This window comes from uncultured Campylobacter sp., from assembly GCF_938030685.1.
Lineage (GTDB): Bacteria > Campylobacterota > Campylobacteria > Campylobacterales > Campylobacteraceae > Campylobacter_B.
Genome location: NZ_CALHHX010000049.1, coordinates 1 through 11,268, shown reverse-complemented (window position 1 = coordinate 11,268; position 11,268 = coordinate 1). Strand labels below are relative to the sequence as shown.

The window sequence follows — 11,268 nt, the reverse complement described above, 5'->3', positions numbered from 1 at the left end:
GAGGGATCATCTAAGGCTAAAGGTAAGAGAGGCAAGAAGGGTAAGGGAGAGTAATTTCTCCCGACCTTAGCTTATTATTCTACAAGCCTAGCGCTTGCGACAAATGCATGATCTACGTAGCAAGCGCATAAATTTAGGCGGAGCTATGGAAGTGTGCAAGATTTCAATTCGAATCTTGCGTAATTAGCTTGCTCGGCTATACTGTAGATTAGAAGTTTACAGTTCGATTTAAACTTGCGGATGTGATTTTATTTTATGGTACGGTGAGCCGATATTTTTTGGAATTTTAAGGTGTAAATTCTTGATTTTTCATAAATTTTAATCTCACTACTTTTAAACAGAACTAAAATTACCCTAAAGACCGCCTAACTATAGCAAGGTATCGGCAAATCGATTATCGGCGCGTTTCAGGCAATGCCTGAAATCGTGTATGCTAAAGTCAAGCCATAAGAAATCATAGTGGTTTAGGGCGGCAATTTTGCAGAAGCGGCAGTGGGTTTATCTTACGCAAAGCGTATGGCGTAACGCGAGCGTGGCGCTTAAAAAGACCACAAGAGATAGGTTTAAAGCAAATTTTACCCTATTTAAATGCTAGTATTATCACGCCTACGCCGATGAGCGCTAGCGCAAGCCATTCGCGAAGACTCGGGCGCTCTCCTAAAAATATCACGGCGATGATTACAACGAGCACTACGCTTAGTTTATCGATCGGTGCTACTTGATAGGCTTTGCCGATTTGTAGGGCTTTGAAATACGCTAGCCATGATGCGCCCGTAGCCAGTCCACTTAGTATCAAAAATACCCAGTTGCGAGGGCTCAGACTAGATAACGGCTGCCAGACTTTAGCGTAGCGTAGGAACACGGCGAGGCAAAAGGTGATGATGATCGTGCGAATAAAAGTTGCGAAATGGGAGTTGATCCCTTCAAGCCCTATTTTTGCAAATATCGCAGTCAGCGCTGCAAAGAGTGCTGATGCAAGCTAGCCAGGTAAAAGAAGCTAAAGTTCTGCCGTGTTTGATTTAGACGCGACTACCAAGTCTTGCTTACGATTGCTGCTAAATTCTGCCCCGCATATATAGAAAAATCGCTAAAAGCGCGCTCTCGCTTCGCCTAACGCTAAGAGAGATCTGTTTAAATTCCACTTCGACGCTCCTCAAAAACAAATGCCAGCGACGCAAGCGCATCCATCGTCGTTTAAATTCCACTCCGATGCCTCTCAAAAAAGCAAACTTTAAGCCCAAACCTACTACTCTAAAAGTTCAAATTTTACAAATAAGGATACTGAATGAAAAATTTCATATTTTCAGCACTTTTGGCTCTTGGCATCGCAGGCTGCGCCGTAAGCACCGCTCCGACGCCTGCAGGCAACCTACGCTCGCTAAAATCCGAGATTGTAAACTACACTCGTCAAAGCTCCACAGCTTACGTCTATACGTTTAAAGACCTATCCAGCGGCGAGCTTTACACCGCTCGCGCAAGCAGATACTATGCGGCTGCAGGAGATACTGCCTATATAAGTACCGCTTCAGGCGCTATCACCGATATGCGAATCATCTCGCGCAAAGCGGGTTCCGTTGCTCCGCGCGCTTATGATATCGGTAAAATCGAGACCAAACAAATGCATAAAAACGACGCTATTGCTGTACCTGAGAGCGAAAATATCAGCTTTTAATCCTACGCGATTTTTAGTCGCTGCGCCCTTTAAGGTAAGCGAGCCTGCTTTTACTTTGTGAAACGTTTTTGTGTTTGCTCTCTACTCTTATGAAGGCAATAGTTTCTGTTCTTAATCATGGCGGACTGGCGCGATTTGCTTGCGCTTTAAAGTCCGCTGATTCTTTATGCGATTGCCTGCATAAATTTTATATTTTATAAGGTGTGGAATTTTATATTTCACGAAATTCTGCGCTGCACATCTTACTTATATGGCTCGGCTCGCATTTCATATCCACTTGCTTTCGCGCTTAAATTCCTTGCTACATAGTGCCATTTTGTCCACAAAATTCTATATTATAGAAATACGGCTGGCGCTAGAATTTTGATTGCGAAATTCTTATAAATTTTCTTTCTCGCGATTTTTCGCGTACTGCTCGTTCTAAGTGTCGTATTCTTAGCCGATAAGATATCGTGTAGATTTCTAAAACTCACGCTTTGCAAATTTCGTGTCTTGAAATTTCATTCATAAAAAATTTCACGTCGTAAAATTTTTATGAAATTTCTCCCGCATGAAAGAGGCGTTGCCGTCTGTTTACCGCAGCCTGATATAATTCCCACATCGAAATTAGAACTCCTTTCAATAATGAGCGAGACCTGTGTGGGTCTCGCTTTTTTTATGCCTGTTAAATTCGGATTTTCGGTAAATGCTCGGTAACAATTTGGTAAAATTTTAGTATTTTTCAGCCTATTTTAAGCATATAATTTGTCATTTTGTGCTACTATTGCGCTTACAAACTTTTAAAGGAGTTCAAAATGAAACTAGTTAAACTTAGTTTAGCAGCAGCAGTTGCTGCAGGTGCTCTTGCTATGAGTGCAAGTGCTGTTCCGTTAGAGGAAGCTATCAAGGACGTGGATCTAAACGGATACGCTCGTATGCGATATACTCACGATAAAAAATCTTACGAGAATGATCAAGGCAACTATATAAAAGGTGAAAATTCTAGCAAGTGGCAGTTCAAATCTGAAGTAGATTTCAAGGCTAAAGTTGATGATAACTTCTTCGGTGTAGTCGGTGTTAGATTTATGGATGAAGATAATGGCGAAACATTTTCTTCTTCAAATAGCCAATATCATAGCGATAAGAATGCAAATGATAGAGATTCCGATTTCGATATTGCTAAAGCCTACCTAGGATACACTATTGGTGGCACTACAATCGCAGTCGGTCGTCAGGGCATAGGCTCATTCTTTACCGATGATATGTATGGAGACGGCGTTAAAATTACTAGTACCGATATCGAAGGCTTAACAATTACCGGCTTTTGGATGGATTCTTTAGAAAATGATGGCGATATTTCAAGTCTTGATTGGGGTAGGATAGATGGTAAATTAACTACCGATCATAACTTATATGGTATAGGATTTATGGGCTCATACGATCCAGTATCTTTTCAGCTATGGTATAATTCTCTAGAGGATGTAGCAGATCTTTTTGCTGCAGAACTGGCTTTAAACTTTGATATTTCCGATGATTTTAATATTGGCTTGAAAGGTCAGTATGCATTTTCTGATTTAGATAAAGCAACTTATGTTTATACAAATCCACGAACTGGTATCAATACATATACAGAAACTAGTGACGCTGATTTTTGGGCAGTTGAAGCAAATACTGGTTTCTTTGGTGTTGATTTAGCTGCAGGTTATTTGAAATTCGAGCCTGACAATAAAGATAGTTATTCCTTTGTGTCCTTTGAAGACCAAGGTTCTTTCATTAGCCCGGGTGAAGAATTGCTAGATTATAGAAGTTTCGCTGGCAAAAATCACTACTGGTATGTAGTAGCAGGCTATACCATTCCTGATACTGGTATCAGAATCGGTGCTGATTATTTAGATGGTAAGTATATGGACCAAGATGCATACGAAGTAGTTGGTAGAATTTCTTATAAATACAACGAAAAGTTAAGCTTTAAAACTTGGTATTCTCATTATAAGATTAAAGATATCACTGAGAGTGATGATAATGAGAAAAAAGATCGCATCAGATTTGAGGCCAAATACAGCTTCTAATTATTTACCTTATACGGGTAAAATTAGGGCGAAGCTTTTGCTTCGCCCTTTTTAAATTCTAAATCAAGGTTTTCTATGAAAATTTTTAAAATTTCTTTTTTAGCATGTTTTTTTGCCTTTAATTTAAACGCTGCGGATAAAGCAGGCGATGATACGTATGTATTCGAAGCCAAAGGTGAGTTTGCCAAAGAGCTAAAATCCCTGATCGAAAAGCATTCTAAAGATGAAAATGTAACCGTAAATATCTACAAAAACACTCCCAATGCCAAAGGTAACATTATCGGCGGTGGCACAAAAATAAATCGCAATATCAACTATATCAAGGAAAAAGGTAAGGTAATCTACGATGCCAACTGTGCTTCTTGCCACGGCTCAGAAGGACAAAAGCGGGCCTATGGCAGCTCTCGTAAGCTAAAAGATCTAAGCGCGAAGGAGATTGCAATCGCGATCTCAAGCTACACCTCCGACGGGCAATATGGCAAAAAGATGAAGTATATTATGCAACCTATCGCTGCCAAAACAAGCGCTACGGAGCTAGGCTACATTATCGCTTATCTAAAGGGCGACGATTCATTCCTCTACGATAGCCCATCTAGCAGAAGTGCGAATACCGAAATTTCCACTGCCCCTAGTGAGCAGGGTTCGTATCTAAAATAAGGGATATGCGATGAAAGTGGCAATAGTTTTAGCTAACGGATTCGAGGAGCTTGAGGCGATAAGCCTCATTGATATTTTAAGACGCGCGGAGATTGATGCTCTAGCCGTGGGATTAGAGAAAAAATGCGTTCGCGGCACGCACGGCATCGAGCTTGTGGCGGATAAAATTTTGGATGATATTAAGGTGTCTGAATTTTCTATGATCGTTTTGCCGGGAGGTTTACCTGGCGCGGAGAATTTAGCCAAAAGCGTGAAGCTCGGTAAGATCCTACGCGACTTTGATGCAAATAACGCAAAAATCGGCGCAATATGTGCCGCTCCGTGGGCCCTAGCTACCGCGGGTGTGCTAAAAAGCTCTTATACTTGCTATCCGGGCTTTGAAAATCAGATCGCTCACCCAGGCTATACAAATGCGGCGAATGTCGTAAAAGATCAAAATATAATGACTTCGAAAGGTCCCGCTACTGCAATGGAATTCGCACTACAAATCGTCCGCGAGCTAAAAGACGAGCAGGTTTATTCCAAGCTAAAATCCGATTTGCTTTTTAAATAAAATTTCAAGTGAAGGCCGATTCCAGCGCGCCTTATTTTATCGCTTGTAAAACGGGGCGTGCTGATTTTGCCACGCTTTAGAACTACAAATTTTATCTTACTCTGCACGTATAAAATAACCACAATATTTATTCTGAGTATCCGTAAACGACGAATGGAATTCTCACAACCCAAATTCTAAATCGAAAAACGCAAAAGACCTTGTGCGTGACAGATGGAATTTTATTGGAGTAGTTACTATTTAAACCAAACCTTACCGTCTTAGCGGCGCGGAGCGTAAGCATAAAATATTTTAGGCGTATCCTCAAGAGGGCATCGCTGAGCTGAATAAATTTTAGTGCGGCATCTTCGCGATGTACTCGCTAGCTGAAGCTAAGCAGATTGTTCAAATGCGCTAAATAAGGGTATCGGCGTGATTAAAAACGACGAGATCGCGCTGGATCTAAATTTGATCAAATAGCGACGTCAATGTGTCAAGAGGCAAAACGGCGCAGTTTTTGAAGGTTTTGTCGGTAAAGCTCAGATTTATCGGGAAGAATATAAGCTTGTAGCGCGCGACAAAAACGTTATGTAGAATTCTTAAAAAAGGATAAAATTTAGCGCTTCTTCAAAATATCGTTGTTTAATAATGTCGCGCTGCTTTGTATCGTTTTGGCAACGCGGTCTTTAGAATTTTGCGTTTTGTCGGGTGTAGGTCTGTGTGCGATCAAATTTACGCGCCCGATTTTCGCCGTGAAATAAAAAACCCCCAGTATCGTCGCGTTTAGAAACACTCCAAAATATATCCGTTCTAATCCCCATATCCCTATGCTGGCGGCATGAATAGGCACAAAAATTATCGCGATTAAGACCGGATAATAATCCGAAATTTTATTTTTGGCAAGGATTACGGTCGTAACGATGGCGTATGCGATGAGCGTAAAAGGAGAGATAAGCAAGAGTGCAAAAAGCGCGTTTATGCGCTGATAATCTTCGTGCCCGATTAAGACGCAAAAACTACAAAACGCGAGCGTTATAAGAAAAAATAAAGGTAAAATCCACCGCGTTTTCACGTCGCGCCCTTTAAGTAGCGATAAAAAGAGCAGATGAGAGCCCAGCGCAATACAATAATAATCAAATATAACCGACGAGCTTAAAAACGTGAGCAGTATGCCGAGCAGTGCACCCGGCCCGTCAAAATATATCCCACTAAACATGAGCCACGTGATAAAGAGCATAAAAGCATATTTCAGACCCGCATAAATGGCGCAAACACAGATACTAACTAGGATAAATCGTATAAATTTGTTCATTTGCCTTTTTCCTAAATTTAAGTGATTATAGCAAACCGCGACAAACGAACGGCGCAAAATTTTATTTAGCCCGTGCGCTTGCCGAATCCACTGCCGATCGCGAGCTCATGCGCAAGAGAACCTGCCAATGCCTTCGTATTATTTCATCCGCTCCAGCGCCGCAAGAGCAAATTTCATAAATTCTAAATCCGTTTTGCGTTATCATTGCGCTAAATTTAAAATTTTACGCAAAGGGGATCATATGAAAAACACGGCATTCATCACGGGCGCTACGAGCGGCTTTGGAGAGGCGATCGCCAGGGCGCTTAGCGCGCAGGGCTATAAGATTATTGCGCTTGGGCGTCGCAAAGATCGGCTACAGAAGCTAGCCGGCGAGCTAGGCAATACGCACATTATCGCCGCGGACATTCGCGATAAAGCTGCGGTATTTGATGCTGTAAGCGCGCTACCTGAAAATTTTAAAGACGTCGAGGTGCTCGTAAATAATGCAGGGCTCGCGCTCGGGCTTGAGGGGATCGCGCAGACGCCCGTAGAGGATTTGGAGACGATGGTCGATACGAATATCAAAGGCGTGCTGTATTCGACCAAGGCGGTACTGCCGCTGATGATCGCGCGCAAAAGCGGCTATATCTTCAATCTCGGCTCGACTGCGGGCGCGTGGCCCTATCCGGGTAGCCACGTTTACGGCGCGAGTAAGGCGTTTATCAAGCAGTTTAGCCGCAATATTCGCAACGACCTGCGCGGCACCGGCATTCGCGTGACGGAGATCGCTCCTGGAATCTGCAAGAGCGAGTTTAGCGAGGTGCGCTTTAAAGGCGATGTAACGCGTGCCGCGGCCGTGTATGAGGGGGTCGATGCGATCCTGCCAGAGGATATTGCGCAGATCGTGCTAAGCTGCCTAGCGATGCCGCACCGCGTAAATATCAACGTCGTAGAGGCGATGGCGACGCAGCAGAGCTGGGCTGGGCTTTTTATCGAAAAGCATTAAATTCTAAGGCGAGAAAATGAAAAAAATTCTATTACTAATGTTTTTATCGGTTGCCGCGTTTGCGGTGGATGATGCGACCAGGCAGCATAATGCCGAGCTTTTCGGCATCTGGACGCTAGTGCCGCCCGTCGTGGCGATCGCACTTGCCTTTATCACCAAAGAGGTGATTTTATCGCTTTTCATCGGCGTTTTTAGCGGCACCTATATGCTTGCAGTCGTCGGCAACAATCCGATCTCCGCGCTCGTAGGAGCCTTTACGGATCTGGTCTCGCGCGTGGTAGGCTCGGTAGCTAGCAGAGGCAACGCGGGCGTGCTTTTACAGGTGCTTTGTATTGGCGGCGTAGTCGCGCTGATTAGCAGGACGGGCGGCACGAAAGCCGTGGCTCTTTGGATTAGCAAGCGCGCTAAAACGGGCATTTCGGCGCAAATTTCAACGTGGGTTATGGGTCTTTTCGTATTTTTCGACGACTACGCAAACGCACTGATCGTAGGCCCCGTCATGAGGCCGATCACCGATAAATTTAGAGTCAGCCGCGAAAAGCTCGCCTTTATCATCGACGCCACCGCCGCACCGATTGCGGGTATCGCGCTAATTTCTACCTGGGTAGGGCTCGAAGTCTCTCTGATAAGAGCAGGATATGATCAGATCGGCGTGCAAAACGTAAACGCCTTCTCGATCTTCGTGCAAACCATGCCGTATCGCTTCTACAATCTTTTTATGCTTGCTTTCGTAGTTTACGTGGCGTTCATGCGCAGGGATTTCGGGCCGATGCTCTCTGCCGAAAGGCGCGCGGCGAGCGGCGAAATCCACTCTAAAAATTCTAACATCGCCGAGCTCGAAGATAAAACGCTAGAGCCCAAAGAGGGGATCAAGCCGCAAGCTTCAAATGCCGTCATCCCGCTTATAGTGCTAATCTGCGGTGCGTTTGCAAGTTTTTATTTTAGCGGGCTAAGCAAGCTGCAAGGCGACGCTCTAGCAGCCGCAAAAGCCGCTCCGCTAAGCTTTACGACGCTTCAGGCGACGTTCGGCAACGCAAACTCGTCGGTCGCGCTTTTTCAAGCGGCGCTTCTTGCCACGGTCGTGTCTATATTTATGAGCGTTTACCGCAAAATTTTTAACGTCAGAGAGGCGATCTCTACGTGGATTAAAGGGTGGAAGACGATGATCGTCACGATCGTGATCCTGCTGCTTGCTTGGTCGCTCAGCTCTGTCATCAAAGAGCTCGGCACGTCGCGCTATCTAGTCGATATGCTAAGCCAAAACACGCCGAAATTTTTGCTTCCGGTAGCGATTTTCGTGCTGGGCTCGTTCATTAGCTTTTCGACGGGCACGAGCTACGGCACGATGGGAATTCTAATGCCGCTAGCCATACCTTTGGCAAACGCCGTGGGACTTCACTACGGGCTTTCGGGCGATGCGCTTCACGCCTATATGATCGTAAACATCTCGGGCGTGCTAACCGGCGCGATTTTTGGCGATCATTGCTCGCCGATTTCGGACACCACGATCCTTTCGTCGATGGGTGCGGGCTGCGATCATATCGAGCACGTAAAGACGCAGATGCCTTACGCTCTATCCGTCGGCGCGGTCGCCGTGGTGGCGGGATATCTGCCCGTAGCGCTAGGACTTAGCGTCTGGATCGCGCTGCCGATGGGGCTTGCCGTTACGTGGGCTCTGGTGCGATTTGCAGGCAAAAAGATAGAGGAGTAGCTCTCGCAAATTTTAAATTTGCTTTTAAATTTTGAATTCCGCAGCAATGCGGAATTCTGCCTGGCGGAATTCTAATCTATTCTGTGGAATTTCACTCCGCAAAATTTCGTCGCGCGGATAAAATTTTAAAACGAAATTTCAAAAAGAACGAGTAAATTTTAAAAGCAGAATTTTAATGAGCCGCGTTAAAACGGCGCGTGCGCCCGCAATTTAAAATTTTTAAAGTAAACGGGTAGTAAAATACCGATAAATTTCAAACAAGGAGAATGAAATGAAAAATCCCAAAATGTTCCTCTGGGGGGGGGTGTTAGCTGCTTTATTGGTAGGTTGCGGTGACGATACCGAGGTAAAGACCAAGGAATATTACGACGCGCATCTGGACGAAGCCAAAGAGGTTTTAGCGAAGTGTGATTTCAATACTTTAAAAGACGGAAGCAACTCATATAAAAATTGCGTGAATGCAAAAGAATCGGTCAATGATATAAAAGTTATGACGGTAGAATACTATGAAAAGCATATAGAGGAAGCTAAAGAGGTAGAAAAGAATTGTGATTGGGATAAGATAGAAGAAGGAAGCAAAATGCACAAGAATTGTGAAAATGCAAGTAAGGGGTTAGAAGAATATAGATTTAATGAGCGTAAAAAATATTTTACTGGAGGGCAGAAGTAAAAAAACCATAGGCTTGCGATAAACATGTTAATTTTAATATTATTTAAATATTAAAATTTCTCTTATCTCACACACTTAAATTCATTTTAATTCACTCTATGCCTTCGGCGCAGAGTGAATTTACCCTCTTCGGCGCCGAATTTTACAATATAAATCTCGCCCTCGAAACGATACGGCGCGAAATCTTGCTTTACAGATTTTGGAATTTCAAATTTTAAAGCCTACAAGCTTTTGGCTACCACAGAAAAGACTTGCGGGCTTCGCGGCGCCTTAAAATTTAATCATTTTAAAATTTACGCCGTGCACCTTGCCTAAATTTCTCTCGGCGGCGGTGAAATTTCGCAGTGCGGCATCCTAAATTTCACGATCTCACATGCCGCTAGTCAAATTTTCTCGGCGACGGTTTGCGCGGCGCATTAAATTTAACCTCGCGCGCGCACTTTATCCGCTCTCTAGTCTAAATTTAAAATTTCAAATCCGCAGCGATAATTCGTGCGGCGCGAGGTTACTCCTGCAAACAGCGATCTCGGCTCGCGCTATGAAATTCAAAGAATTAGTGGCAACGGCGGCGCTTGGCTTGCGCTATGCGGTTTCAAGGCAGACGGCGGCGTTGTGCGTTAAATTTTAAATTTACGTGCCGGACAGCGGAAGGCAGCATTTGCCCCGTAAAATTTTAACTTTCGCGCGCTGGACGACGACTAAGCGCCATTGCTCGCGCGCCGTTGCGAAGCCGCTTCTAAATCATCAAGCCGAGTTAAATTTTAGCGCGCTGAGATTTTAGTCTATGTGACGCGATTTACGAAACGACGAAATTTTGAGTTTGCGCTGCGATTTATAGCGCATCAAAATTTTAACTTTCACAGCACGATCTGCGATGCGCTAGAATTTTAATTTGCGTGGTGCGATCTGCGATGCGATAAAATTTCAATCCGCGCTGCGGCGCACGGGCACGCTGCCTAGCCGATCCCTCGCATCGCATCGAGCCGCTTTAAAAACAGTTCCACCTTGCGCAGCTGCGCCGCATTTAGCGCCCTGCCCGAGTAAAAATACTGCACGCTGTTGCCGTTTGGATAGTAAATTTTGCCGCCGCTCTCGTCGCATCTTTCTGCACCCTGCTCGTCGCCACCTTCCTTGCCTTGCTCGCCCTCGCCGCGCCCTTCCGCGCCCTGCTTGCTCTTGCCTTTTACGCTCTGTCCGCCGTCCGCGTCTCGTCCTTCAGCGTCAAATTTGCTGACTTGCGCCGATGAATTCGTATTAAATTTTACGCCGCCGTCCGCGTCAAATTTAGTCGCCCGCGAGGGCAAATCCTCGCCATGTGCGAGCTTCAGCCCTCCGCCCAGCTCGCTTGCAAGGCGGTTTAGCGTGCCGTCGATACCGTCGATGATACGCACGTGAGGCGGCAAAATTTCGTGCAAAACGTCCTTGAAATAGTTAAAATGCGTGCAACCAAGCACGAGCGAACCGAGGCGCTCAAGCTCAAATTTAGCTAGCTCCCCCTGTAAATACGTCCGAACCGCAGGCGAATCAAACTCCAAATCCTGCGCAAACTCCACGAGGCGGGGCAGCGGCAAGCTCCACGTCTCGCACTCCAGCCGCCCCACGAGGCGCGCGAGCTTTTCGCCGGCGATCGTTAGCGGCGTGGCGATGAGCAGCGTCGGGCGCGAGCCGAAGCTGTCCG

9 protein-coding genes and 1 pseudogene are annotated in these 11,268 nt (G+C 45.2%); 7 read left to right on the top strand and 3 right to left on the bottom strand.

Annotation, left to right across the window (positions count from 1 at the left end):
• Positions 1 to 580 precede the first annotated feature (580 nt).
• Positions 581 to 979, bottom strand: a pseudogene (locus tag Q0369_RS02280) (EamA family transporter); the annotation flags it as partial.
• Between the two features lie 306 nt (positions 980 to 1,285).
• Here Q0369_RS02280 and Q0369_RS02275 point away from each other — a divergent pair.
• The 4 genes from Q0369_RS02275 (at position 1,286) to Q0369_RS02260 (ending at position 4,930) form a co-directional block, all read left to right on the top strand.
• On the top strand, positions 1,286 to 1,672 hold the full coding sequence (locus Q0369_RS02275; RefSeq protein ID WP_297898070.1) for a hypothetical protein: 387 nt from the start codon (positions 1,286 to 1,288) through the stop codon (positions 1,670 to 1,672).
• A gap of 794 nt (positions 1,673 to 2,466) precedes the next feature.
• Positions 2,467 to 3,720: a major outer membrane protein gene (locus tag Q0369_RS02270; protein WP_298095431.1), complete on the top strand. Its 1,254-nt coding sequence runs from the start codon at positions 2,467 to 2,469 to the stop codon at positions 3,718 to 3,720.
• Between the two features lie 75 nt (positions 3,721 to 3,795).
• Complete coding sequence (locus tag Q0369_RS02265) at positions 3,796 to 4,377, top strand: cytochrome c (RefSeq protein WP_298095428.1); 582 nt, start codon at positions 3,796 to 3,798, stop codon at positions 4,375 to 4,377.
• A gap of 10 nt (positions 4,378 to 4,387) precedes the next feature.
• Complete coding sequence (locus Q0369_RS02260) at positions 4,388 to 4,930, top strand: DJ-1 family glyoxalase III (RefSeq protein ID WP_298095425.1); 543 nt, start codon at positions 4,388 to 4,390, stop codon at positions 4,928 to 4,930.
• A gap of 595 nt (positions 4,931 to 5,525) precedes the next feature.
• On the opposite strand, the gene Q0369_RS02255 is transcribed toward Q0369_RS02260, so the two are convergent.
• Positions 5,526 to 6,221, bottom strand: coding sequence for a hypothetical protein (locus tag Q0369_RS02255; RefSeq protein WP_298095422.1), 696 nt, complete (start codon positions 6,219 to 6,221; stop codon positions 5,526 to 5,528).
• Between the two features lie 241 nt (positions 6,222 to 6,462).
• Between Q0369_RS02255 and Q0369_RS02250 the strand changes: the two genes are divergently transcribed.
• The 3 genes from Q0369_RS02250 to Q0369_RS02240 all read left to right on the top strand — a co-directional run bounded on the left by Q0369_RS02250 (position 6,463) and on the right by Q0369_RS02240 (position 9,590).
• Positions 6,463 to 7,209, top strand: coding sequence for an SDR family NAD(P)-dependent oxidoreductase (locus tag Q0369_RS02250; protein ID WP_298095419.1), 747 nt, complete (start codon positions 6,463 to 6,465; stop codon positions 7,207 to 7,209).
• A 16-nt stretch (positions 7,210 to 7,225) separates the two neighbouring features.
• Complete coding sequence (locus Q0369_RS02245) at positions 7,226 to 8,920, top strand: Na+/H+ antiporter NhaC family protein (protein WP_298095416.1); 1,695 nt, start codon at positions 7,226 to 7,228, stop codon at positions 8,918 to 8,920.
• 271 nt (positions 8,921 to 9,191) lie between these two features.
• Positions 9,192 to 9,590, top strand: coding sequence for an EexN family lipoprotein (locus Q0369_RS02240; protein ID WP_298095413.1), 399 nt, complete (start codon positions 9,192 to 9,194; stop codon positions 9,588 to 9,590).
• A gap of 956 nt (positions 9,591 to 10,546) precedes the next feature.
• Here the strand turns inward: Q0369_RS02240 and Q0369_RS02235 are convergent.
• Positions 10,547 to 11,268: glutamate racemase (locus Q0369_RS02235; RefSeq protein ID WP_367178959.1), on the bottom strand; the 722-nt coding region annotated here is incomplete at its 5' end.

Excerpts from the sequence above, each read along its gene's own strand:
- Q0369_RS02255 (WP_298095422.1), bottom strand. The coding sequence starts at position 6,221 with ATGAACAAATTTATACGATTTATCCTAGTTAGTATCTGTGTTTGCGCC.
- Q0369_RS02260 (WP_298095425.1), top strand. The coding sequence starts at position 4,388 with ATGAAAGTGGCAATAGTTTTAGCTAACGGATTCGAGGAGCTTGAGGCG.
- Q0369_RS02270 (WP_298095431.1), top strand. The coding sequence starts at position 2,467 with ATGAAACTAGTTAAACTTAGTTTAGCAGCAGCAGTTGCTGCAGGTGCT.
- Q0369_RS02250 (WP_298095419.1), top strand. The coding sequence starts at position 6,463 with ATGAAAAACACGGCATTCATCACGGGCGCTACGAGCGGCTTTGGAGAG.
- Q0369_RS02240 (WP_298095413.1), top strand. The coding sequence starts at position 9,192 with ATGAAAAATCCCAAAATGTTCCTCTGGGGGGGGGTGTTAGCTGCTTTA.
- Q0369_RS02265 (WP_298095428.1), top strand. The coding sequence starts at position 3,796 with ATGAAAATTTTTAAAATTTCTTTTTTAGCATGTTTTTTTGCCTTTAAT.
- Q0369_RS02275 (WP_297898070.1), top strand. The coding sequence starts at position 1,286 with ATGAAAAATTTCATATTTTCAGCACTTTTGGCTCTTGGCATCGCAGGC.
- Q0369_RS02245 (WP_298095416.1), top strand. The coding sequence starts at position 7,226 with ATGAAAAAAATTCTATTACTAATGTTTTTATCGGTTGCCGCGTTTGCG.